Annotated in this window: 18 protein-coding genes; 7 read left to right on the top strand and 11 right to left on the bottom strand. The window is 52.7% G+C overall.

From position 1 onward, the window contains the following. The first annotated feature begins 204 nt into the window (after nucleotides 1-204). Nucleotides 205-1,446: an acyltransferase family protein gene (locus FH603_RS15740; RefSeq protein WP_186738485.1), complete on the top strand. Its 1,242-nt coding sequence runs from the start codon at nucleotides 205-207 to the stop codon at nucleotides 1,444-1,446. Between the two features lie 9 nt (nucleotides 1,447-1,455). Here the strand turns inward: FH603_RS15740 and FH603_RS15735 are convergent, their stop codons facing one another. Then, a complete protein-coding gene (locus tag FH603_RS15735) occupies nucleotides 1,456-1,899 on the bottom strand; it encodes a YybH family protein (RefSeq protein ID WP_186738484.1) in 444 nt (147 codons plus the stop codon). Between the two features lie 158 nt (nucleotides 1,900-2,057). On the opposite strand from FH603_RS15735, the gene FH603_RS15730 reads away from it, so the two are divergent. From FH603_RS15730 to argC, 6 genes are all read left to right on the top strand, one after another. Further along, a complete protein-coding gene (locus FH603_RS15730) occupies nucleotides 2,058-3,032 on the top strand; it encodes an NADPH:quinone oxidoreductase family protein (RefSeq protein ID WP_186738483.1) in 975 nt (324 codons plus the stop codon). Further along, nucleotides 3,029-3,766, top strand: a complete 738-nt coding sequence (gene fabG / locus FH603_RS15725; RefSeq protein WP_186738482.1) for a 3-oxoacyl-ACP reductase FabG — start codon at nucleotides 3,029-3,031, stop codon at nucleotides 3,764-3,766. Before FH603_RS15730 ends, fabG begins: the two co-directional genes overlap by 4 nt. Nucleotides 3,767-4,003: 237 nt before the next feature. After that, entirely contained in the window at nucleotides 4,004-4,885 is an 882-nt protein-coding gene (locus FH603_RS15720) for a diacylglycerol/lipid kinase family protein (protein ID WP_186738481.1), read from the top strand. A 92-nt stretch (nucleotides 4,886-4,977) separates the two neighbouring features. Beyond that, the gene (locus FH603_RS15715; RefSeq protein ID WP_186738480.1) at nucleotides 4,978-6,189 is read left to right on the top strand and encodes an argininosuccinate synthase; all 1,212 of its coding nucleotides are present in this window, start codon (nucleotides 4,978-4,980) and stop codon (nucleotides 6,187-6,189) included. After that, nucleotides 6,173-7,429 (top strand): glycosyltransferase family 4 protein, encoded by a 1,257-nt coding sequence (locus tag FH603_RS15710; protein ID WP_317171329.1) that lies wholly within the window; start codon nucleotides 6,173-6,175, stop codon nucleotides 7,427-7,429. Before FH603_RS15715 ends, FH603_RS15710 begins: the two co-directional genes overlap by 17 nt. A 165-nt stretch (nucleotides 7,430-7,594) precedes the next feature. Next, a complete protein-coding gene (gene argC, locus FH603_RS15705) occupies nucleotides 7,595-8,581 on the top strand; it encodes an N-acetyl-gamma-glutamyl-phosphate reductase (RefSeq protein WP_186738479.1) in 987 nt (328 codons plus the stop codon). Between the two features lie 70 nt (nucleotides 8,582-8,651). Here the strand turns inward: argC and FH603_RS15700 are convergent, their stop codons facing one another. From FH603_RS15700 to FH603_RS15655, 10 genes are all read right to left on the bottom strand, one after another. Further along, the gene (locus FH603_RS15700; RefSeq protein WP_208493179.1) at nucleotides 8,652-9,341 is read right to left on the bottom strand and encodes a carboxylesterase family protein; all 690 of its coding nucleotides are present in this window, start codon (nucleotides 9,339-9,341) and stop codon (nucleotides 8,652-8,654) included. 33 nt (nucleotides 9,342-9,374) lie between these two features. Beyond that, a complete protein-coding gene (locus tag FH603_RS15695) occupies nucleotides 9,375-10,616 on the bottom strand; it encodes a NupC/NupG family nucleoside CNT transporter (protein ID WP_186738478.1) in 1,242 nt (413 codons plus the stop codon). Between the two features lie 143 nt (nucleotides 10,617-10,759). After that, nucleotides 10,760-13,126 (bottom strand): polyphosphate kinase 1, encoded by a 2,367-nt coding sequence (gene ppk1, locus FH603_RS15690; protein WP_186738477.1) that lies wholly within the window; start codon nucleotides 13,124-13,126, stop codon nucleotides 10,760-10,762. Nucleotides 13,127-13,197: 71 nt separating this feature from the next. Beyond that, nucleotides 13,198-15,198: a DNA topoisomerase (ATP-hydrolyzing) subunit B gene (gene gyrB, locus FH603_RS15685; protein ID WP_186738476.1), complete on the bottom strand. Its 2,001-nt coding sequence runs from the start codon at nucleotides 15,196-15,198 to the stop codon at nucleotides 13,198-13,200. A gap of 427 nt (nucleotides 15,199-15,625) precedes the next feature. Further along, a complete protein-coding gene (locus FH603_RS15680; protein ID WP_186738475.1) occupies nucleotides 15,626-16,030 on the bottom strand; it encodes a hypothetical protein in 405 nt (134 codons plus the stop codon). 86 nt (nucleotides 16,031-16,116) lie between these two features. Next, nucleotides 16,117-17,328 carry an alanine dehydrogenase gene (locus tag FH603_RS15675; RefSeq protein ID WP_186738474.1) on the bottom strand — a complete coding sequence of 404 codons (1,212 nt, stop codon included), beginning with the start codon at nucleotides 17,326-17,328 and terminating at the stop codon, nucleotides 16,117-16,119. A gap of 92 nt (nucleotides 17,329-17,420) precedes the next feature. Further along, nucleotides 17,421-17,843, bottom strand: a complete 423-nt coding sequence (gene tsaE / locus FH603_RS15670) for a tRNA (adenosine(37)-N6)-threonylcarbamoyltransferase complex ATPase subunit type 1 TsaE (protein WP_186738473.1) — start codon at nucleotides 17,841-17,843, stop codon at nucleotides 17,421-17,423. A 37-nt stretch (nucleotides 17,844-17,880) separates the two neighbouring features. Next, nucleotides 17,881-19,176 (bottom strand): Gfo/Idh/MocA family protein, encoded by a 1,296-nt coding sequence (locus FH603_RS15665; RefSeq protein ID WP_186738472.1) that lies wholly within the window; start codon nucleotides 19,174-19,176, stop codon nucleotides 17,881-17,883. 95 nt (nucleotides 19,177-19,271) lie between these two features. After that, entirely contained in the window at nucleotides 19,272-20,999 is a 1,728-nt protein-coding gene (locus FH603_RS15660; RefSeq protein WP_186738471.1) for a RagB/SusD family nutrient uptake outer membrane protein, read from the bottom strand. 87 nt (nucleotides 21,000-21,086) lie between these two features. After that, nucleotides 21,087-24,335 carry a SusC/RagA family TonB-linked outer membrane protein gene (locus FH603_RS15655; RefSeq protein WP_186738470.1) on the bottom strand — a complete coding sequence of 1,083 codons (3,249 nt, stop codon included), beginning with the start codon at nucleotides 24,333-24,335 and terminating at the stop codon, nucleotides 21,087-21,089. Nucleotides 24,336-24,343: the final 8 nt, after the last annotated feature.

The raw sequence follows: 24,343 nt of genomic DNA, 5'->3' as shown, positions 1-24,343 counted from the left end.
TGATGAATGATGAATGATGAATGATGAATGATGAATGATGAATGATGAATGATGAATGATGAATGATGAATGATGAATGATGAATGATGAATGATGAATGATGAATGATGAATGATGAGCGCGGCAAAGGTCGGTGTTAGGATTGAAAATCATTCATCATTCATCATTCATCATTCCTTGCCCCGCCTTACCTTCGTGGTTGTTATGCTAACTAATTTGTTTTCGCTCGGGACGTTGCATACGAAGCGCGTCTTCGGGTTAGATGTCATGCGGGCCATCGCCATTTTAATTGTGGTCGATTCCCACGCGACCATCGCGCTCAAAGACTATTATAACGGGGCGTTCTGGCATCATCTGCTACCCGATGGTGTCGAGCTATTCTTTGTGCTGAGTGGTTTTTTAATTGGCGGTATCCTGATTCGATCCTACGAAAAGAACGAGGGTTTCGACCGTAAACTGTTGCTTAACTTCTGGACGCGCCGGTGGTTTCGTACGCTGCCCGCCTATTACCTGGTCCTGACCGGCCTCATCGTGACTTCTTTGCTGCGGGCGTGGCGGAGCGGTTTTCATCACACACTGCCACCCAAACCAACCCTGGTTACTTATTTCCTGTTTCTGCAAAATTTCAGCGAAGAGTTGATCGGGTTCTTTCCTGAAACCTGGAGCTTAGCCATCGAAGAGTGGTCCTACATAACCCTGCCGCTGGTGCTGTGGCTGCTTCATACAGCGCTGTCGGCGCATTGGACACGTCGGCGCATTGCCCTGGTCATGATCCTGACCGTCATTATCGGCTCAAATCTGTATCGACTTTTTATGGCGGTTCAGATACCACTTTCCGCTGGCGAACTCGGCTATCGCGGTATCGTCATTACCCGACTGGACGCTATCAGTTATGGCGTACTGGCGGCTTATCTGAAATATTACTTTCCTTCCCAATGGGCTAACGAGGGAATACGTCGGCGGGCGCTGGTGCTGGGAATCGTATTGACGATGTTGATTGCCTTTTCAGCGTCGATCTATATCCTGCACGTTTACGTCGAAACAGGGTTGTATCCGGCTTACATATTTTACAAGCGAAGTATTTATTTCCTGTTCATCGGCTTAAGTATGACGCTGTTGCTGCCCTATATGGATGGCTGGCGAACGGCTCCGGGTATGCTGACGCGCCTGGGCATTGCCCGGGCAATTACACATATCAGCCTGATATCGTACTCGATGTATCTGCTGAACCTGACGCCCATCATGATGACCTTCATCGACCGCATTCCAACTACATCACTTGTGGTTGGCTGGCTAAAGGTAGGCCTGTTCTGGACGCTGGTGCTGGTCCTGTCGACGTTGTTGTTTAAATACTTCGAGAAGCCAGTCACCGAACTGCGTGAACGGCTCTCGGTGAAAGAACCCAAGATGGTCGAGCCGTCGCCGGTTAACAGCAAATTAGGCTGAACGGAATCATCACTTACTGCTGCTGGAATGGTCGCTGACGATTACCCATCGCTTTTTGCTCTTTCGCCACAGGAGCGTAAAATGACCATCGGCATTGCCAATTTTAGGGCGCGTCAGGCTCCAGCGGCCAATGACGTAAGCGACGTTCGGGGCCGGAAAGTCCAGCTGTAGAATGTCGAACCTGAGCGATCCCATCGATGCCCGGTCGGGATATCGTTTTCTGTAGTTGGACAGGGTAGGTTCATATCCGTAGGTAATGCCGGCTTTTCCCACAAATGTCAGCGAATCAGACGGCCAGTAGGCGGTCATGAATTTGTCGATGCGGCCATTGTTCCAGTCATCGGTCTGGCGTTTGAGGATGCTTAGGATAGCCCGGCGGTCGGCAGCAACGGGCTGACTGAACGCCGGAAACGAGAGTAAGCACAGAAGGAGCAGGCAACGGTATGATTTCATTGGGGCAAATCGGTTTTTTGGTAAAGCTAAATAGATAGGCTCGTTTTAAAAATGGGTACATGTCGGTGAGGCTCCCCTAAATTGCCGTAGTTTTGAACGACGATAGGGGTTAGCTGTTCAGGTAATCCGCTCGTTTAACCGCTGGCTTAACCACCGCTATGAAAGCCATTATTTGTCAACAGTTCGGGCCGCCCGACCAACTTCTCCTGACCGATCTTCCCAGCCCCAAAGCCGGAAAAGGACAGGTCGTTATCCGGGTCGAAGCCTGCGGAGTTAACTTCCCGGACACGCTGATCATTGAAGGGAAGTATCAGTTTAAACCGCCTTTCCCGTTTTCACCCGGTGGTGAAGTATCAGGCACGATTACAGAAGTAGGGGAGGGCGTTAGTCGTCTGAAGGTGGGCGATGCTGTGTTTTCGATGACAGGACACGGTGGGTTTGCCGAAGAAGTGGTGGCAGATGCCGCTACCACGCTGCCTATGCCGCCAACAATGGATTTCGTAACGGCCGCATCGACGATGTATACGTACGGTACGTCCTATCATGCCCTGAAAGACAGGGCCAACCTGCAGCCGGGCGAAACGATGCTGGTGATGGGTGCGGCCGGGGGCGTAGGACTGGCGGCTGTTCAGTTGGGCGTACTCATGGGTGCCCGCGTCATTGCCGCAGCGTCGAGTGAGGAGAAGTTAGCCGTTTGCCGGCTGATGGGTGCTACCGAAACCATCAACTATACCACCGAAAACCTCCGCGATCGTATCAAAGTGCTCACGGCTGGTGCCGGGGTCGACGTTGTTTATGATCCCGTTGGCGACCGATACGCTGAACCGGCAATCCGGTCGCTGGCCTGGCGGGGTCGATACCTGGTGGTTGGGTTTGCCGCTGGCGACATTCCGAGTATCCCGCTAAATCTGGCTCTGCTCAAAGGTGCCTCGATTGTAGGCGTATTCTGGGGCGCTTTTGCCCAGCGGGAGCCGGCAATGAGCCTGCAAAACTTCAATCAGATTTTGAGCTGGATCGGGTCAGGACAGCTCCAGCAGCATATTTACAAACTGTACACACTAGCCGAAGCACCCGATGCCCTGCGTGACCTGATGGAACGCCGGGTGGTGGGAAAAGCGGTCATCAAACTATGAGACTACAGGATAAAGTTGCCATTATTACCGGGGCCGCCCGAGGTATCGGTCAGGGAGCCGCCGAGGTATTCTGCCGCGAAGGCGCTACCGTTGTCATCTGGGATCTACTGGAAGAAGGTGAAGCGACGGCTCAGGCCCTGCGTGATCAGGAATACCGATGCGAATTTATGGCCATCAGTACCACCGACGTGCCGGCTATCGAATCGGCAGCCCGCGATATTGTCGATCGCTACGGCCGAATCGATATTCTGGTTAACAACGCGGGCATTACCCGGGATAAAACGCTCCTCAAAATGTCATTTGTCGAGTGGCAGCAGGTTATCGATGTAAACCTGACCGGCGTGTTCAACTGTACGAAAGTCATTGCACCGTTCATGGTCGAACAAAAGTACGGGCGTATCATCTGCACCTCGTCCATTGTGGGTGTACATGGTGCTTTCGGGCAAACGAACTATGCTGCCGCCAAGGCGGGGATCATCGGGATGGTTCGCTCCTGGGCTAAAGAGCTTGGTCCAAAGGGTATTACGGCCAACGCTGTAGCACCGGGATATATTCGTACCCCCATGACCGATGCCATGCCCGAAGAGGTAAAAAACCAGGCCATCGCTACTATTCCTGCCCGGCGTATCGGCGAACCGTCGGACATTGCTTATGCTTATTTGTACCTGGCTTCCGATGAAGCCTCCTTCGTTAATGGACACGTGCTGGCCGTAAACGGAGGACAGGCGTCGTAAGCAAGCCAGACCCATAACCCTGCCAGTGGTCGAAGATCTTGGTAGTGGTTGAGCACATTCAGGTAATTCTTGCTCAACCACTACCAGGGCTTTCAGCCACTGGCAGGGTTAACCACCACCACTATGAAAAATATCCGTAAATTTTATGACGAGTATAAGCCATACATCTTTTCCGATGGTTGGTACTATGTGTTTATCGTCGTCTTTATTATTCTCCTTTTCGTCTTTTTTTCCTGAGTGACTGCACGTTCGGCTGTTCTGGCCATCATCAATCCGCTATCGGGCACTACGTCTGTTGCGCAAAAAGCCCGGTTGCGCGATATGTTTCTGCGCCGGGCCGATACGCTGGGGTATGCCGCCGAGGCCGTATTTACCACCCATCCCGGTCACGCCACCGAATTGGCCAGCGCTGCTCTTCAGCAGGGGGTCAGTCGCGTATTTGCCATTGGGGGCGATGGGACCATCAATGAAACCGCGCAGGCGATAAGGCGGTCGGCCACCTCACTGGGTATTGTGCCCATCGGTTCCGGAAATGGCCTGGCGCGGCATCTGGGTATTCCGCTCCATCCGGCAAACGCTATCGAACGGGCCCTGAACGGGCGTCCGGTCGTGATCGACAGTGGCGAAATCAACGAACATCCGTTCTTCTGTACGGCTGGGCTGGGCTTCGAAGCCTATGTTGCCCATGCGTTTGCCAAACAGCCTGTACGTGGCCTGCCGACGTATGTGCGTACGGCTTTCAACGCATTCTGGGCCTACCAGCCGGGGCGGTTCCTGCTCAATGGACATGAAGAAAAAGAACTGTTCTCGCTGACGTTTGCCAACGCGGGGCAATTTGGTAATAACGCCTGGATGGCACCAACGGCCAACATTGCCGATGGGTATCTGGAACAGTGCGAAATGCGCCGGTTTCCTATACAGGTAGCCGGTCTGCTCGCCTGGCAGCTGTTCAATAAAACCCTCAACCGGTCGGCCTACTGGCAGGGGCAGTCGATTAAAAAGGCAACTGTTCAGACGGAAGGACCGCTCCTCATTCATGCCGATGGCGAACCGTTAACGTTACCGTCCGGCCAGGCCGAGGTGCGCATATTACCCGGGAGTTTACTGGTGTTACTTTGAAAATGAACCAACATAACGCCGGATACCCGATATTTGCCCCGTCATACATATCCTGATGCCGGAGAACAAAACCGGCTGATGTCTTCCTGCCAATGTCTCAAAAAGTAGTACTTGCCTTTAGCGGGGGTCTCGATACCTCCTTCTGCGTTAAATATTTGTCCGAAGACCGGGGCATGGACGTGCACTCGGTGCTGGTCGATACGGGCGGCTTCTCGGATGCCGAACTGACCGCCATTGAAGAGCGAGCTTACTCGCTTGGGGTCAAGTCACACGTGACCATCGCCAAAACGGATGACTACTATCAGCAATGCCTGAAGTTTCTGGTGTTCGGTAATGTGCTGAAAAACAATACGTATCCGCTTTGCGTGAGCGCCGAACGTATCTTTCAGGCCATTGCAGCCGCCGAGTACGCACGGGAGATTGGCGCATCGGCCATTGCTCACGGGAGTACCGGAGCGGGTAACGATCAGGTACGGTTCGATATGGCTTTCCGGATTATCATCCCCGAAGCCGAAATCATCACGCCTATCCGCGATCTTAAGCTGTCGCGCGAGGCCGAAATCGAATACCTGAAAGCGAAAGGAGTGGAGCAGGAGTGGCACAAAGCCGCTTATTCCATCAACAAGGGCTTGTGGGGTACCTCGGTTGGTGGTCGGGAAACGCTGACCTCCGACCAGTTTCTGCCCGAGTCCGCCTGGCCAACGCAAGTAACGAAATCGGAGCCCGAAACCGTTACGCTCACGTTTGAGCATGGCGAAATAAAAGCGATCTCAAGCCCAACCTATGGCGACGAAACCTTTGCCAATCCAGTCGACGCCATCCGTCGGTTAACCGAACTGGCCGGACCATTCGGTATTGGCCGCGATATTCACGTGGGCGATACGATTATCGGCATCAAAGGCCGAGTCGGTTTCGAAGCGCCGGCCCCGCTTATCCTGCTCAAAGCGCATCATACCCTTGAGAAGCACGTATTGGCAAAATGGCAGCTGTACTGGAAAGATCAGCTGGCTAACTGGTACGGTACCATGCTCCACGAAGGTCAATTCATGGACCCTGTCATGCGGAACATCGAAACCTTCCTGGCCGACACCCAGAGCCATGTAACGGGCAAGGTTCACGTTCTGCTGGCTCCCTACCGGTTCCAGGTGCTGGGTATCGAGTCGACCCACGACCTGATGTCGTCGGCGTTCGGTTCCTACGGTGAGATGAACAACGCCTGGACGGGTGATGATGTACGGGGATTCTCGAAAATAGCCTCGAATCAGGTAATGATCTACGAGAAAATTCGTGAACATAATTCTTGATACCAGCGTACTGGGCATCGGATTCTACCACCAGCAGGCACAAACGGGCATCAGTCGGGTGACCGAACGCCTGATGACGGGGCTCTGGAAAGCCAGTGACGTGTCGCTGTCACTGGCGGCCTCGTCGCACCTGGCCGAGACGATGCGCTATGCCCGCACCACGCTGGGTAGTGCCGGTCCCGCGTTCGTAAACCGCCCCGCCGAGCGTCGGCAGGCGGCCATCGAAAACGGATTGCTGGCCCCTTTTCCCCTGAATAGTCTGCCGACCAAGGTAATTCGGCAGGTTTTTTATCAGGCCAAAGAAATGCTTGGGGACGATGAAGCGCAGTTCGATACGCAGCAATTTCCCCGGGACAGTATTTATCACTCGACATTATACCCAATTCCGGACGCGGTTCGTCAGGATCGGGCGGTGACGACTGTCCAGACGGTCCACGATCTGATTCCCATTTTCCATCCCGAATGGTTTCCCAAAGGAGACAATACCGTTCGGCGGGTGCTGGACAGGCTGCCACCCGATGCACACATCGTTACGGTCTCGGAAGCCACCAGGCAGGATTTCTGTAACTACACCCGTATCGATCCGGCCCGGGTTACACCTATTCTCCTGGCGGCCTCGCCCAGCCTGTTTTATCCCGTTACAGATCAGTTGGTATTAACGACGGTGCGGGAACAGTATAACCTGGGTGACGCGCCCTACCTGCTAAGTGTAGCAACGTTTGAGCCGCGTAAGAACATCGACCATCTCGTTCGTTGTTTTGCCCAGCTTGTGCGGAGTGGCGATATACCGGCTGATGTGAAACTGGTTCTGGTTGGGACAAAGGGGTGGAAGTTCGAGCAGATCATGGACGAACTGGCTCAACGTGATGCGTTGCGGTCACGCATTGTGGTGACGGGTTTTGTGCCCGATGCGCAACTGGCACCGCTATATTCGGGCGCGCTGGGATTCGTATATCCGTCCTTGTATGAAGGCTTTGGTCTGCCGCCTTTAGAGGCCATGCAGTGCGGCCTTCCGGTTATCACCTCCTCAACACCAGCGTTGGCCGAAGTTGTTGGTGACGCAGCCCTTACCGTATCGCCCACCGATGCCGATGCCCTGAACCAGGCTATGGTAACCTTAATAAACTCGGCTGCTGTACGGGACGAACTGGCGGCTAAATCCCGCGCGCGGGCTGCATTGTTCTCCTGGGACCAGTTTGTCGACCAGCATATCGCGTTATACAGGACGCTACAACGGTAGCTTTTTTATAGGTCAGTTAGCCCGCCCACGCTGGCAACTGGCCTTATCGGAACCGAAGCGGTCACCAGCCGGGTTCTGGGAACAGACAGGTACAGATGGAATTTCGACCAGGCCGTCGATGAACGGCTCACAGGCTATCTTGATAGCTTTACTAATCTATAGAACGTGACAGATCAACTTAACATTGGCATTATTGGCGGAGCGGGTTATACCGGTGGCGAACTGCTGCGTATTCTTCTCAATCACCCTTTCGTAAATGTCCAGTTCGTCCATAGCAAAAGTCACGCGGGTAAGCCTGTTTGGGCTACGCACACTGATTTGCTGGGCGATACTGATTTGCTATTCACGGGCGATGATCTGGCTATGCTGGTAGCCCAGGATGGTCTGGATGCGCTCTTCCTCTGCTCGGGGCATGGTGCTTCGGCGACGTTCATGGCGGAACACGACATCTCCGACGATATTATCGTAATCGACCTCAGTGCCGACTTCCGCGATGAGCACGACGATTTTGTCTATGGCTTACCCGAACTTCAGCGGGAGCGAATTCAGGAAGCTACGCGTATCGCTAACCCCGGCTGTTTTGCTACCAGTATCCAGCTGGCGTTACTGCCGCTGGCCAAAGCCGGTAGACTGACCGATGCCGTTCAGGTGAGTGCCATCACCGGTAGTACCGGTGCAGGACAGGCCCTGGCACCTACTACCCACTTCACGTGGCGCAATAATAACGTTTCGATCTATAAGGCGTTTTCCCATCAGCACCTCGCCGAAATCCGGCAGAGCCTTACCCAACTCGACCCCGATTTTAGCCATGCTATCAATTTTGTACCCTACCGGGGCGATTTTACGCGTGGCATTATGGCCAATGTTTACACGCCCTACGCCGGAACGCTGGATGAGGCTAAAGAACTGTACCGTGCGTACTATGCCGGTCATCCATTTACGCACCTCAGCGATTCACCAGTCGATGTGAAGCAGGTTGTCAACACCAATAAATGCTTTCTGCATCTGGAGCTTCATGATGGTCAATTGCTTATCACGAGTGTAATCGATAACCTGACCAAGGGCGCGTCGGGACACGCGGTGCAGAATATGAACCTGGTTTTTGGTTTGCCCGAAGACACGGGACTGAAGCTGAAATCAGTGGCTTTCTGATCAGAACCAGTCTACTGAATTTACGTTAGATTATTGAAACAGCACAAATAGGTAGGGCGCGATCGGCCTTCTATTTATGCTGTTTCAGTAGCCATGTATACAGCTTTTTATCTTCGTACAGATACTCAATGCCGTGCCCTACGTTCTGTAACCGGGTCAATTTAACCATAGCCTGACATTGGTTGAGCCGTTTGACCAGCCGCTCCGTCTCATCGATTGGAATAACATCGTCGGCTGTTCCATGAAAGGTCCAGACAGGTATTTTTTTGATCTTGCAGATCTGGGTCGAGTCATCACAGCCACCGCAAAGCGGAATAATAGCCGCAAATTTATCCGGGTAAGCCAGAGCCGTTTGCCAGGTTCCATACCCACCCATGCTAATACCCGTTAAATAAACCCGCTTCTTGTCGACCCGGTAGTGGGTAGTCAATTCACTATACAGCGAGTCGAACCAGTTTTCAGTCGACCAGAACATACCATCCGGACATTGGGGCGAAGCGATTATAAACGGGAAATCATTTTTTTGATCAACCAGATAGGGCAATCCGTAGCCTTTAAGTTTGTTGAGGTCGTTTCCCTTATGCGATCCACCGTGAAGGTAAATGACCAGCGGATATCCTACTTTGTTGGGCGCATAGTCGCTTGGCAGGTACAACAGGTAAGGGTACTTTACCTTAACTTTTGGTTGCCTGCCTGCCTGAGCTACGCCCTGAAACCCGGTAAGCGCGAACAGCACAGCCAGTAGCGAGGCAGCATACAATGATGGTAGGCGGGCGCTGATCAATGCCTTCTGCTATAGTAACAATCCTGCCAGTGTTGCCGACATGTAACTAGCCAGGGTGCCGCAGATCAACGCTTTAAAGCCTAGCCGTGCCAGGTCACTTCGGCGGCTCGGAGCTAACTCGCTGATCCCGCCAACCTGAATGGCAATGGAGCTGAAATTGGCAAATCCACAGAGCGCAAAGCTAACGATGGCAATGGTTTTAGGATCGAGGGTTTGCTTGATCTTGACCATATCCAGGTAGGCAACAAATTCGTTCACTACCATTTTAGTACCCATCAGCGCTCCTGCGGCTTCAATATCTTTTGCAGGGACACCCATCGCCCAGGCAAACAGCGAGAAAAGCTTGCCCAGCATGAAGTTCAGGCTCAGGTCGGGCATGTTCAGAAAGGACACACCAATCCGCAGTAAAATATTGTCGAGCAGGGCAATTAGCGCGATAAAGCCAATCAACATAGCCACCACGTTCAAACCTACCTTAAGACCTTCACTGGCTCCCCCCGCAATAGCATCGAGCAGGTTCGCATGATTTTTCTTGATTTCCACTTTGACGATGCCTTGTGTCTCCGACATTTCTGTTTCAGGAAACACAATCTTACTGATTACCAGCGCGCCGGGCGCGGCCATAATACTGGCGGCCAGCAGGTACGGAGCCGGAACTCCCAGCGAAATATAGACCGCCAGAACCCCGCCGGCTATACAGGCAAAACTACCCGTCATAGAAGCCATCAGCTCTGAGTTTGTCATGTTTTTAAGGTAAGGCTTGATCATGATCTGTGCCTCAACCTGACCTACAAATGTGCTGGCTACGTTGGAAAGTGCTTCTGCTCCGCTAACCCCCATGAGCGTTTTCATTACCCGGGCCATCAGCGCCACAATACGCTGCATGATGCCAAGGTGGTAGAATATATTGACCAGCACCGCAACGAAGATGATGGTTGGGATGATCTTGAAGAAAAAGATAAAGTCGTTTCCTGCGCCAAACGCCCGGTCCAGAATGTCCCGTCTCACCAGGGATCCAAATACAAACTCAGCGCCTTTGTCCGAAAATGACAGCAGCTTGGCCACCGCTCTGCCCAGCCAGTTGAAGATCTGGCCACCAACTTCGGTTTTTAAGATAAAGACAGCCAGCCCGGTTTGCAAAAGCAAGCCTACGCCAACTGTTCGGTAATTAATAGCTTTTCGATTATTAGAGAGCGCGTAGGCAATACCCAGTATTAAAACAATGCCGATTAGGCCGGTAAAACGATCCATTCAGTTAAGACGAAGTTGCAGTTAGTCGGCGAAGATAGGTAAAAAAGAGGGAGTAAAGATGAAAGCAGGACGTGATGAACGAATTCCTGACCGGATGCTTTCGTCACGTTCTGCTTTCGTCTTTACTCCCTCTTTTTTACGGCTCAGATGTTAGCGATGGCTCGCTCGGCCCCTTCCTGGTATTCTTCCTCGATTTCAGCAATTCCGGCTGGTTTGATTGTTGGGTCGAATAGCCGGGCATCCGACACTTCTTTCTCGGTAACCTCGAAGAAGCGCTCGTGGATATTGAACGGTTCGCTGCCTGCGGGGACCTCACACTTCAGGAAACCGCCGTCTTCCTGTAATTCATAGGTGTTGACGTTGTCGCGCAGGTTGTAGGCCAGAATAGTAACTGCCAGCTGCTTCACACGTGGATCGGCCAGGAAAAACAGGGACTCAATGCGCCGGTCGAAGCTGCGGACCATCACGTCGGCGCTGCCTCCGTATACTTTCGCGTCGCCATTGTTGTGGAAATAATAGATGCGGGTGTGTTCCAGGAAATCGCCCACAATCGACCGTACCGAAATATTCTCGCTTAAGCCAGCTCGTTTGGGTCGCAGGCAGCAGATACTTCGGATGATGAGCCGGATGGGTACGCCCGCCTGAGACGCTTTATATAACGCATCGATAACGAGTTTGTCTTCGAGTGAATTGGCTTTTATGCAGATACCGCTCGGCAAACCGCGCTGCGCATTGTCGGCTTCTACCTTAATAAGCCTCAATAACTGCTCGCGCATGTCGCGTGGAGCTGTAATAAGGTATTGATACTCATTGGGTAGCGAGTGGCCGGTGATGACGTTGAAAAACTCGGAGATGTCGTGCGTGTAGATTTCATTTGTCGTCAGCAGGCCAATGTCGGTATACAGTTTCGAGGTGTCCTCGTTGTAATTTCCGGTTGCCATATGAGCATAACGGACTACCCGGCTCCCTTCATTGCGAACCACCAGCAGCAACTTGGTATGTGTCTTGAACCGGCTGATGCCATAGATGACAAAACAGCCTGCTTTTTGCAGCCGCTGTGCTTCCCGGATATTGTTCTCTTCGTCGAAACGAGCTTTGACTTCGAACAGGACCGACACGTGCTTGCCGTTTTCGGCGGCCTTCAGCAGTGCTTCAGTAATGCGTGAACGTTTGGCCAGGCGGTAGACGGTAATCTTGATAGCCAGCACGTTCGGGTCTTCAGCCGCCTGTTCGAGCAGCTGTAACACCGGCTCGAAATTATTATAGGGATGATGTAACAGCAGATCGCGCTGTTTGATTATGTCGAAGATGTTATCATTCTTATCACGACCCAAACCCAGGGGCGGGACGGGCGCATGTTGCCGGGGCATATCGTCCTTAAATTCAGGATTGCCGATGATTTGCCAGAACGCCGAAAAATCGAGTAATGTAGCTGACTCGAAAATATTGAGATCATCGATTTCCCACCGTTTCTTGAGCAGATTGAGCATCCAGGGAGACCCGACTCCTCCTTTGCCATCGGTTTCAACCTCTACGCGGGTAACCCGTCCCAACCGTCGGTTCTTGATTTTCTGGCGAACCTCATCGATGAAATCGACTTCGTCATCGTCGTTCTCATCAAGGGTAAAATCACCGTTGCGCGTAATGCGAAACAGGTTTACCGATGTAAGCTCAACATTGCGATACAGCTTCTTGATATTATGCCGGATGATTTCCTCGATAGGCAGGAACAGAATCCGGATGTCTCCATCTTCTTCCCGCTCAAAGGATAGAAAGCGCGGCAGGTTGGATGGGATCTGAACAAAAGACAACCGTTGTCGATCATCTTCATCTTCCGAGCGCATGCTTTGAAGTCCGCCAGCCCCATCCGGATTCTGGGTAACAACGCCAAAGATCAGGACCTTAGCGAGCAGAACCGGAAACGTATGCGTATAGTCATACAGCATCGGGGTTAGCGTTGGATAGATGGCCCGGTCGAAATAATTTACGGCTTCGGCCTGTTCATCGGCAGTCAGATCGATGTAGTTACTCAACTGCAATCCATTTTCGGCGAAGAGGGGTAGTAGCTGCTCCGTGAAAACAGTTTGCTGATCTTTAAAAAACTGCTGGGACGTGCTGAATAAGGCTTTCCGGAAGGGTATTTCGCGCAACCCCGAATAGTCGACCCGCTGCTTGTGGTAGTCCAGGTAATTATAGAGGCTACCGACGCGAATCATGAAGAATTCGTCGAGGTTAGAGGCCGATATCGCCAGGAACTTGAGCCGTTCCATAAGCGTACGATTTTCCAGCGGGACTTGCTGGCTACGGGCCTGATCGAGTACCCGCTCATTAAATTTTAACCAGCTCAGGTCACGACTCAGGTAGTTACTCTGGTCGATGACGGTGCTTACTTTCTCGCTTACCTTCGCCATTTTATCAGGGGCCGCCGTGGCTTTATCGGGCGTACGTTGGGTAAACCGGGAAACGAGGTTACCCAATATGGTACGGTTTGAGTTTATGGAATAACGCATACGGATAGTAGAAGGAGTTCAATTACAACAAAAAAAGCGGGCTTTTATGCCCGCTTTCTGTTATAATTATGTTAAACGTCAATCCGGGCGTATTTAGCGTTTCGTTCGATAAATTCTCGACGGGGGGCTACCTCATCACCCATCAAGGTCGAAAACACATGGTCGGCGTCGGCCGCCGACTCTACCGTTACGAGCTTAAGACTCCGTCGATCGGGGTCCATCGTTGTACTCCAGAGCTGTTCGGCGTTCATTTCACCCAGACCCTTATAGCGCTGCACGTTCACGTTTTCTTCACGGCCACTGCCCGCCAGTTCTTTAACGGCCGCTTCCCGTTGGGCTTCAGTCCAGCAATACCGTTCTTCCTTGCCTTTCTTCACGAGGTAGAACGGTGGCTGGGCGATATAAATGTAGCCGTTGTCGATCAGCGCTTTCATGTTGCGGTAGAACAGCGTCAGGATCAATGTCCGGATGTGGCTGCCATCAACGTCGGCATCGGTCATGATAATGATTTTGTGGTACCGCAGTTTCTCCAGGTTCATCACCGTTTCATCATCCTTCTTTTCGAGCCGGATACCCAGCGCTGTCCAGATGTTCTTGATCTCTTCGTTCTCGTAGATCCGGTGTTCCATTGCCTTTTCAACGTTCAGGATCTTACCACGTAAGGGCAGGATTGCCTGGAACGCCCGGTTACGGCCCTGCTTGGCGGTGCCGCCAGCCGAGTCGCCCTCCACCAGATAGAGTTCACACTTTTCCGGATCGGTATCGGAGCAGTCGGCGAGTTTGCCGGGTAGTCCCATGCCGCCCATAAAGTCTTTGCGCTCGGTCATGATGCGCTTGTAAGCCAGATCGGCAGCAATACGCGCCTGAGCGGATACAAGTACTTTCTTGACGATACCTTTCGCCGTGTTCGGGTTTTCCTCCAGCCAGGTTTCGAGCAGGTCGGCCATGGCCTGGCTAACCGCACTCACCACGTCCTGATTACCCAGTTTGGTTTTAGTCTGCCCTTCAAACTGGGGCTCGGCTACTTTTACTGAGATAACGGCGGTCAGGCCTTTCCGGAAATCTTCGCCGGTGAACGTTACTTTTCCTGAGTTCTTGGGTAACACACCGGGGTTTTTGTCGGCATAGTTTTTCAGAACTCGTGTCAGTGCCGATCGGAAACCCTGTACGTGTGTACCACCTTCAACGGTGCTGATGTTGTTAACATAGGACATGACGTTCTCACCAGCCTCGTAGTTGTACACGAGCGCCACCTGTACCGGTGTCGGGCCTTTGTCACTTTCCATGTATACCGGCTTCATCCCATCGAGCGAAGGACGGGTCTGATCCAAGAACTGTACGAACTCGACCAGGCCACCTTCCGAGAAGAAATCGTCTTTGTTGACAGGCTCTCCGTTTTCGTCCAGTTCACGCAGGTCGTTCAGGAAAATATGGATGCCTTTATTGAGGTAGGCCAGTTCGCGCAGACGGCCGGCTACGGTCTCGTAGCGGTAAACGGTCTCGGTGAAGATCGTGTCATCCGGCTTAAAATGAACAATCGTGCCGGAGTCGGTAGCGTCACCAACGACGCGAACGTCATATTGGGGGAAGCCTGTTTTATAGGCCTGCTCGAATATTTTGCCTTCACGGTGTACTTCAACCCGCAGATCGGTTGAAAGGGCGTTGACGCAGGATACCCCCACGCCGTGCAGACCACCGGATACCTTATACGTGTCTTTATCGAACTTGCCGCCCGCGTGAAGTACGGTCATCACCACCTGCAGGGCCGAAACGCCCATCTTGGTGTTAATGCCAGTCGGGATACCCCGGCCGTTGTCCTGTACGGTAACAGAGTTGTCGGGGTTGATCGTTACGGTTATTTTGTCGCAGAAACCCGCCAGTGCTTCGTCGATGGCGTTATCCACGACTTCCCAGATCAGGTGATGCAGTCCGCGAATACCAACATCGCCAATATACATGGCGGGGCGTTTACGAACGGCTTCCAGTCCTTCCAGCACTTGAATGTTATCAGCACCATAGTTGCCTAATGCAGCCTCAATGGGGGTGTCTGCTTCAATCAGTTCGTTGGTCATATCAAATTCAGATGATGTCAAAAAAAGCGTTCTTGGAGACGCATAAAACGGGGTCGGCGTATATGCATTACAGATTGTAAAAATACAAAAAAAAAGTGTCTTTTCCTACCCTGTCCGGCAAGATTCGGCGAATACGGACAAAAATTGATTTTAGTGCCGGTTGTCGCTCAAACGGTCAATCAGAAGGGTTCTGAGGGCCTGTCAGGGGCTTTCCGTATGTCGTTTCCGCTCAAACCTGAACCCCTGTTAATACGACCCTAAATGGCGGTTCATTCGTTCGGCAATTTCCCCAAAAAGTATCATTGATAAGAAATAGAATGTAGGCTGGATTTTACGTGCCCGAATTGCTGTTCCTATCCTGGAACAGAGACAAAAAAAGCCGGATCCTGTACAGGATCCGGCGTTCAAAAACAGGTAAAAGCTGCTGCTAGTCTTCGGGATAGGGAATGTAGACAAACCCGGCGAAATCGCCATGAACAACGAACAGGCAACAGTATTCGTCGGGCTTTTTATAGTTCTCTTTCCATAGGTCGACAGAGTCCGGGCCAATCAACTCCCGTTGAATAAACTCGTCCAGAAACGACGCTTTGTAATTCCACTGGTTATCTAATTCCGTCGCTCCGATGAGCAACTGCCCAACGGGAATGTCGCGACGCGAGGCCACAAAAACCGGGAAGTCAGAGAAACCCCGGGTCCTGATCTGATAGGACGCGTCTTTCAGCTGATCCGAAACTTTTATAAAATCCGACGAAATGGCACCCATCAACTGTTTATTGACGTCGTACGAATTAGCATCGTCGAGCAGGGTATTTTCGTTGCTATGGTTGATCATGTTAAAAAGTCATAAGTCGTGTTAGTCGAAGAGTCGTAAGTGTTGATTCGTGGTGCTCCTTAGGACTTATGACTCTTCGACTTTTTCTAAAACCGGGCGGCCAACAACAGGTCCAGATCTTTAAACCGCATATTGAACTTGCGAGCGATGTAGGCGTTGGTGAGCGTTCCCTTATGTGCATAAACACCTTTCATAAACCAACGGTTCGCATACATCATCTGTTCGATACCGCCCGTAGTTCCGGTTTCCAGCAGAAACGGCAGGAAAATGTTGCTCAGCGCCATACTAGCCGTATAGGCGACGCGCGCAGCGATGTTGGGTACGCAGTAATGGATTACGCCCATGTGTTTGAAGGTGGGGTGCTTATGCGTCGTCATGCGCGAGGTTTCGAAGTTACCACCCTGGTCAATGGAAACGTCGATGATGATCGAGTCGGGTTTCATCCGGCCAATCATCTCCTCCGTTACCACTACGGGGCTCATGCCATTCTCGGCGCGCATGGCCCCCACCACCACATCGGCCCGCTGGATAGCTTCGGCGAGCGTATCGGAGTCGATGATCGAGGTGTAGACGTGCTGGCCAACGGTATATTTAAGCCGTTGTAACTTGTACAGGTGTTTGTCGAATACTTTAATATCGGCCCCCATACCCAGGCAGGTGCGAACGGCATACTCGGTAACTGTGCCCGCGCCGAGCATAACTACCTTGGTTGGTGGAACTCCCGTAATACCCCCCAGGATTATGCCCCGGCCATTGTCGGCATTGGTCAGGTACTCACCCGCAATAAGCATAACGGTACTGCCTGCAATCTCACTCATGGAGCGGATAATTGGCATGCCACCCGCCTGGTCTTCAATGTATTCGTAGCCGAAAGCGGTCAGGCTTTTTTCGTTAATCTTCTCAAAGTAGCTCCGCTCGTGGGCAGGTAAGTTGAGGGCCGAGATAACGGTGCTGCCTGACTTGATCATCTCAAATTCACCGTCGATAAGCGGCTCTATCTTCAGAATCAGGTTGGCTTCGTAGACTTCGTTGGGCGAGTAGGCAATCTGAGCGCCTGCTTCGCTGTACTCGTCATCGGGAAATTTGGCTTTCTCGCCCGCGCCTTTTTCAACGATCACCTTGTGGCCGTTCCGGACGAGAATAGCAACGGCTTCGGGGGTTAGCGCAATGCGGTTCTCCTGAAGTGCAACTTCCTTAGGCAAGCCAATAAGCAGGCTGTTTCGGTTGGTCTTAACGGCCAACGGCGACTCTTTCGGGTAAAGGGCCGTTTGCTTGGCCAACTCCTCAAATCCGGTCATGCAGGAAAAGCGTGTTTTTATGTGTCTGTGTGTTTTCGTCTTTATGCTGGTTTTCGGGAGCGAAATAGCCTAAACACGCAAACACCTAAAAACTAGTTGATTAGTTCTGTTTCTACCGTCCGCCTATTGTCCAGATCTGTCGTCAGGCGAATCTGGTAGTAGGTGGCGGGCCATAAGGCGCTGATATTTTCAGGCCACTCAATAAAGCAATACGCCCCCGTGTCGAAATATTCCTCAATACCAATGTCCAATGCCTCAGCCTCGTTGCGAAGCCGGTAACAGTCGAAATGGTAAATGGATTTGCCCTCGTGGGTCGTGTATTCGTTTACAATGGAAAAGGTAGGGCTCTGGACCATACTGACCACACCCAGTGCCCGGCATAGTGCTTTGATGAGTGTGGTTTTGCCCGCACCCATGCCACCTTCGAATAGCCACACCGTTTTTCGGCGCCCTTCTGCCAGCAGCTGGTGGGCTACAGTGTCGAGTTCGTCGAGATGGAGAACGTGCAGCGTCATTCGGTTTCAGTCAATGAAGCCGCAAAGATAGCGATTTTTAGACTGACCACTCCTTTCGCATGGGCCGACTGAGGAGTTGGTTTGCTTCGGGGTCGTTTTGGAATTTCTCGGTAGCCGGGTTCCAGCGGAGGGGTCGTTTGAGTCGGTAAGCAATATTACCGATCGTGCAGACGCTGGCGGTACGGTGACCCACTTCGACGTCGCAGATGGGGTTTTTGCGGCTACGGATGGCATCCAGGAAGTCTTTGTAATGGTTGTCGCTGAAATAGACTTTACGCTCGCTTTCGCCAATGGATCTATCTTTCAGGCCAACCGGCGTGGTCGTGAGTTCGCCCCGTGCCACTTTTACTTCGCCTTCGCTGCCGATAAACTCGCAAAATTGCTTACCCTCTACCGGCAGATGATTCATAACAACCCCGTTTGCGTAACGGTAAACAAGGCCTTTGCCGCTGCCATCCGTCGGCACGGTCAGGTCGACGGGCCCGGACTCATCCATTCCTAATCCCCACTGCGCAATATCGAACATGTGTGCGCCCCAGTCGGTCATGCCGCCCCCGCCAAACTCGTCGATGTCGCGCCACTGGCCCCAGAACTTGTCTACTGGGGTAGGCAATAAGACGTTATTATAAGGCCGGGTAACAGTATTTGGGCCGAGCCAGGCATCCCAGTTCAGGCCGGCGGGCAGGGTCTGAGCTTCCAGATCCCAGGGGCGGGGTGGCCCACCTACGTTGACGTTGACCGTTTTCACCTCACCGATAAAGCCGTTGCGTACCAGTTCGACCGCCTGCCGGAACTCGGGCCATGACCGCTGCATACTGCCCGTCTGGAAAATGCGCTTGTAACGCCGGGTGGCTTTGACCATGTCGCGCCCCTCGGTAATGGTGAGCGCCAGGGGTTTCTCGCAGTAAATATCTTTCCCGGCTTTAGCCGCCTGAATGGCTATTACACTATGCCAGTGGTCGGGGGTGGCAATGACAACCGCGTCAATGCTCTTGTTATCGAGGAGTTTCCGGTAGTCGTCATACAGGAGACAGCCTTTGTATGAACTGGCGTTGGCCTGGCTAGCGTAGTGTTCGTTTACGGCTGCTGAGAAGGCCGTTACTTTTCGGGTATCAACATCGCACGCAGCCATAACACGGGCGTTGTTTTGCAGGAATTGTTTGCGCAGCCCGCCACTCTGCTTGCCCAAGCCAATAAAACCTACTGCAATCTGGTCGCTGGGAGCCAGAAAGCCGCGCCCGAGCACGTGGCGCGGCACGATAGAAAAGACAGCTAATCCGGCCGCCTGTTTGAGAAACAGCCGACGATTGGAGGAGGCAGAAGAACGGAGCATGGGCGCATGGGTTTACAGAAAACAAAAGTGGGCAACGGGTAAGCTATACTTACCCATTGCCCACTTACGTACTGATCCAGACTAAACCAGATGACTTAATAGCCCGGATTTTGTGTCAGAGTTATGGTCGATCCCTTCTTGCTGTTCAGAATTTCCTGAATGGGAATAGGGAAGTACTCATGCTTCTTCTCGACAAATTGAACACCGTTCAGATAAGAACGCTTTTTGCCTTCAGCAGCATAGTAAGCGTTCAGCGTAGGCGCTGCAATACCCCAGCGTACCAGATCGAACCGGCGGTGGCCTTCCATGGCGAACTCTAACCGCTGCTCGAACTGTACGGCCTTACGGGCTACCTCTTTGCTGCTCCAGGCCGCTGTATACTCGCTGATGACATAATTGGCAGCGGCTTTCCCATCCGGATTCTTAACAAAACCGTCGGGGTTGGCAGCCCGTTTCCGGACCTGATTGACGTAGGCGCGTGCTTTTTCCAAATCACCGATCTCTACTTCGATTTCGGCCAGCCACAGCAACACGTGGTCGTAGCGGATCATGCGGTAGTTATTGGCATTCAAACGGGGGTTACCGGCAAAGGTGTTAGTACCAACATCGGACCGGTACATAACGTGTTTCTTGGGCGAATAAGGGCCGCCATAGGCCTGGTCACGAACGTAACTCTTGCCCGCATGGACGCCCCAGTCCAGGAATTGAACGCCCCGGCGGCCTACCGTCCAGTCCAGACGCGGATCGACCGGGCCGGCATACGGTGTGAAGGCCTTATCCGACTCGATACCCTGGTCGCTGGTTACGTCCGAAGCATTGAAGGTGTCGAGCAGAGGCAGTCCGGTGGCGTCGGTTTTGAAAGCGTTCACCAGATTCTGCGAAGGCTGGAAGAAACCGCAGCAGGTCGTTACGCCCCCGCCACCATAGGGGTAATTCAGGGTAGAACCAGCATTGCCATTTTCACCGCCCGAAGCACCGTCGTTGACGGAGTACTGCACTTCAAAAATAGACTCGGCATTGTTGTTCGTTACGGCCCGGAAGTTATCGTGGTAGTTAGGCATCAGCTGGTACTGCCCACTGGCTACAATGGCTTCGAGCAATGTCTTGGCTTCAGCGTATTTTTTCTGAAACAGGTAGGCTTTCGCCAGCGTAGCGGCAGCGGCCCATTTAGTAGGTCGGCCCACCTGTGTTTGTTTCAGCGGCAACACATCATAGGCGGCTTTCAGATCGGCTACGATCTTTGGCCAGATGTCTTCGTTGTTAGGCAGCTTGGTACTTTCCAGATCATTGGGGTTGTAGATCTTTTCATCGATATACGGGACCATATTGAACATTTTTTTGAGTTCAAAATGGAAATGACCCCGCAGAAACCGCGCTTCAGCTGTAATCTGCGCCTGTTCCGCTTCTGATGCATCTTTGACCACTGCCAACGTCTGCAATACATCGTTCGTGCGGGCAATGCCATCGTACATGCCCCGCCATTTGCCCCGGAAGTAGATATTGTCGGACTGGATAAGGCCCTGCTCGATGAGGGAAATAGGGGGTTGGTCGCCCGCATTGGTGCCTTTATACGCATCATCGGACGCTACACTGCCATAGACCCAGTTATCGGCCCCGGCCTGATAGGAGCGATAGGCACCTTCGGGAGTGGCCCAGCCATCGAGAAGAGCGTAGGCACCAATGAGCAGGGAGTTGACGCCTGTCTTGTTTTGCAGCGTTGTCACGGCCAGCGCAGCTTTGGGCTGTACATCCAGAAATTTGTCGGAGCAGGCAGAAGCTACAGCCAGACAAAGTGTGGTTATGAGTATGGTTGGTTTTTTCATGGTTACCGTTTATGAAGGATTGGAGCGGTACTTCGGCAGTGCGAATCTGGTAAGCTCGCAAGCTGGTTATACCCTACACCTTATGGATTAAAATGACAGATTCAGACCGACCAGAATGGTTTTGGCTACCGGATACGAACCACCGTCGACGCCAATCTGGCGGTCGTTACCCGCTGAGTAGTTACGCAGGTTAATTTCCGGATCAAGTCCTGAGTACTTGGTGGACGTAAGCAGATTCTGGCCCTGTACGTACACCGACGTAGCGCCCATGCGTAACCGCGACAGTAGCGCCTGTGGGAGCTGGTAGGTCAACTGGACATTTTTCAAACGGAAGTACGAACCGCTTTCGAGGTAATAAGTCGATGGCTGAATGCTGACCTGATCGCTCGACCGGAGTTGGGGCAGGATAGCATCGATACTGCCCGGCCGCCACGACTGGTACAGCATCCGGGTGCTGCGGTTGCCGGCAAATGTTGGGAAGTCGGTCCAGTATTTGGTGTAGTTGAAAATCTGGTTGCCCTGAACGCCCTGTCCGAATACGGTCAGGCCGAAGCCTTTGTAGTTCAGGCTCAGGTTCACCCCGTAGTTGAAGCTGGGATGCGGGTTGCCGATGATGCTCTGGTCCTTGGAGTTGATCACACCATCGCCGTTGATGTCCCGGAATTTGAACCGGCCGGCCACGTTTTCACTGGTGGCATTACCAAATTGAACGGGATAGGCCTTTGCTTCTTCGTTAGTCTGGAAAATACCATCGATGGTATAGCCGTAGAACGACGAGATGGGGAAGCCCTGCTGGGTAACCACGAAGTTCTGAATCCGCTCATCGTTAATGCCAAAGTACTGCGTGTTCGGGTCGCCGGTGGTTTTGGTCACGACGTTGCGGTATGTGCTGAAGTTGGCACCTACATTATACGTCAGGCCGCTGCTGCCAATCTTGTCGCCATAGTTGATCATCAGATCGACACCCCGGTTGCGCATCGTACCGATGTTCTGGAACGGGTTTACTGCTACACCCTGCGTCAGTGGTGCCGATACGGGGAACAGCATGTCGGAGGTGGTGCGGGTATACCAGTCGAAGGCTACGCTCAGCCGGTTTTTGAGCAGGCTGGCGTCGAAGCCGATGTTCAGGCTGGTTGTGGTTTCCCATTTGGCTTTGGCATTACCGAACTGGGTCAGCTCATAGCCTGGCACAGCCGATGTGCGGGTCCCGTTGATGTCGTAGAACGACGTAATCGGATTGGTGCTGAACTGCGTGAAGGAGTTGTAGTTGCCAATTTCCTGGTTGCCGGTCTGTCCGTAGCCTGCCCGTATTTTGAAATCATCGATAAACGTAAGGGGCCGCATGAAGGCTTCTTTCGACAGACGCCAGCCTACGCTGGCTGCCGGAAATACCGCCGAGCGGAACTCCTTGGCAAAACGCGACGAACGGTCACGGCGAACGGTCAGATCGATCAAATATTTGTCGTCGAGGCCGTAATTGAGTTTGGCAAACTCCGAAGCCAGCCGCCAGTTCGACGCCCCTCCGTTGTTGGTTTGAACCCCCGTACCGGCACTCAGGTAGCGGTTCTCGATATCATCCACGGCAAAGGACGTACGGCTGGCATCGAAAAATTCGAAGTAACTTTTGATCGACTCCGTACCCGCAATGACATTGAAACGGTGGCGCTCACCCAGGTTTATGTTGTAGGTCAGCGTGTTATACCAGGTCCAGGTCCAGTCGTAGCTGTTGTTGGTCTGGAGGCTGTTCGATCCCCGTGCTTCAGATGCTTCGATGTTACGGATAGAATAGTTGCGGTAATTAGACAGGTTGTAGTCGATACCAAAACTGGTGCGGGCCGTCAGGTTGGGCAGAACGTCTACCTCAGCAAAAGCATTACCGAACAGTCGGACTTCTTTCTGTACGTTGTCTTTATTGCGGTAAAGGTCGGCCATAGGGTTGAACGCATTGTCCAGATCGCCCCCGCGCGTTCCTGCGAAGTTGCCGGCTACGTCGTAGACCGGAATGATAGGCTGAATCCGGTAAGCAAAGGAGATGGGATTGCTCTCGGTGCCATTTCCGCTGGGTTGCCCGATACGCTCACCATAAGCAGCCTGGAAATTCTGGCCTACACGGATCTTCTTCGTCACGTTGAACTCCGTGTTCGAGCGCAGCGAATAACGCTTGTATCCCGTGTGTTTCATGATACCCTGCTGGTCGAAATAGTTGAGCGACAGCGCATAACGCCCGCCTTCATTGCCGCCCGATACACCCAGCTGGTGGTTTTGCATGGGAGCCGTCTGGAAAATTTCTTCCATCCAGTTCGTACCCTCTTTGTTTGCTTTGGTAATGAGCAGAAACTTCGGGGAGCTGATGTCGTTGTTGTAGTTTATGTAATTGCCGTTGGCGTCCTGGGCTACGCGCGGATCGCTGGCCGATACACCACTGGGCAGAATGAAATCGGGAATCGTTGGTGTGGCACCGTTGCCAAACTGGGAGTGGTTGGGGTTACCATTGGCCGATACGACACCCGAGTTCTTGCGGGATTCCCAAATAAGCTGAGCGTACTCGTTGGTGTTGAGCATATCCAGCAGTTTGCCGTGGCCCTGGCTACCGTAGTAGGTGTCGTAGGTGAACTTAGGTTTACCCGCTTTGCCTTTTTTCGTTGTGATGATGACAACGCCATTACCCGCCCGCGAACCATAAATGGAAGCGGCCGACGCATCTTTCAGCACCTGCAGGCTCTCGATGTCTCCCAGGTTCAGGGTATTTAGGTTCCCCTTGGTAGGTACACCGTCGATCACATACAGGGGGGAGTTATCGTTGATGGTGCCGAACCCACGGATACGAACCATGACGCCACCACCCGGTGCGTTTTCGTTACCCACCGTAACACCAGCCACGCGGCCCTGTAAGGCCTGCCCGACGTTGGTAGCCGGAATCGACAGCAGCTGCTTGGTGTCGACCGTAGCCACGGCTCCGGTAATATCGCGTTTCGCCTGGGCACCGTAGCCCGTCACGATTACTTCACTTAGTGTCTTGATATCGGCCGCCAGTACCACGTTGATTTCTGTGCGGTTGCCAATAGCGATTTCCTGGGCTACATAACCAATCGCCGACACGGTCAGTACATCCCGGCCGGGTGCTACGTTGAGCGAGAAGCGACCTTGAGCATCTGTGACCATCCCGATCTGGGTACCCTTGATGACTACGTTTGCACCCGGTAGTCCGCTGTTGTCGCTGCCATCGGTGATGCGGCCGGTAATTTTTCGATCCTGCGCGAAGGCACCCGCGGCTAACAGCCAGCAAAGTAAAAAGAGCGGCAAGACGCGGTACGCCCGTCGTAAAATATGTTTCATAAAAATAA

It is taken from the genome of Spirosoma utsteinense, assembly GCF_014282275.1.
In the GTDB taxonomy this organism is placed as follows: Bacteria; Bacteroidota; Bacteroidia; order Cytophagales; family Spirosomataceae; genus Spirosoma; species Spirosoma utsteinense.
This window is presented reverse-complemented; position numbering and strand designations above follow the sequence as displayed.

What these genes read in the sequence shown, in the direction of transcription:
- FH603_RS15740 (WP_186738485.1), top strand. Translation starts at nt 205, where the DNA reads ATGCTAACTAATTTGTTTTCGCTCGGGACGTTGCATACGAAGCGCGTC.
- FH603_RS15735 (WP_186738484.1), bottom strand. Translation starts at nt 1,899, where the DNA reads ATGAAATCATACCGTTGCCTGCTCCTTCTGTGCTTACTCTCGTTTCCG.
- FH603_RS15730 (WP_186738483.1), top strand. Translation starts at nt 2,058, where the DNA reads ATGAAAGCCATTATTTGTCAACAGTTCGGGCCGCCCGACCAACTTCTC.
- fabG (WP_186738482.1), top strand. Translation starts at nt 3,029, where the DNA reads ATGAGACTACAGGATAAAGTTGCCATTATTACCGGGGCCGCCCGAGGT.
- FH603_RS15715 (WP_186738480.1), top strand. Translation starts at nt 4,978, where the DNA reads ATGTCTCAAAAAGTAGTACTTGCCTTTAGCGGGGGTCTCGATACCTCC.
- FH603_RS15695 (WP_186738478.1), bottom strand. Translation starts at nt 10,616, where the DNA reads ATGGATCGTTTTACCGGCCTAATCGGCATTGTTTTAATACTGGGTATT.
- ppk1 (WP_186738477.1), bottom strand. Translation starts at nt 13,126, where the DNA reads ATGCGTTATTCCATAAACTCAAACCGTACCATATTGGGTAACCTCGTT.
- gyrB (WP_186738476.1), bottom strand. Translation starts at nt 15,198, where the DNA reads ATGACCAACGAACTGATTGAAGCAGACACCCCCATTGAGGCTGCATTA.
- FH603_RS15680 (WP_186738475.1), bottom strand. Translation starts at nt 16,030, where the DNA reads ATGATCAACCATAGCAACGAAAATACCCTGCTCGACGATGCTAATTCG.
- FH603_RS15675 (WP_186738474.1), bottom strand. Translation starts at nt 17,328, where the DNA reads ATGACCGGATTTGAGGAGTTGGCCAAGCAAACGGCCCTTTACCCGAAA.
- tsaE (WP_186738473.1), bottom strand. Translation starts at nt 17,843, where the DNA reads ATGACGCTGCACGTTCTCCATCTCGACGAACTCGACACTGTAGCCCAC.
- FH603_RS15665 (WP_186738472.1), bottom strand. Translation starts at nt 19,176, where the DNA reads ATGCTCCGTTCTTCTGCCTCCTCCAATCGTCGGCTGTTTCTCAAACAG.
- FH603_RS15660 (WP_186738471.1), bottom strand. Translation starts at nt 20,999, where the DNA reads ATGAAAAAACCAACCATACTCATAACCACACTTTGTCTGGCTGTAGCT.
- FH603_RS15655 (WP_186738470.1), bottom strand. Translation starts at nt 24,335, where the DNA reads ATGAAACATATTTTACGACGGGCGTACCGCGTCTTGCCGCTCTTTTTA.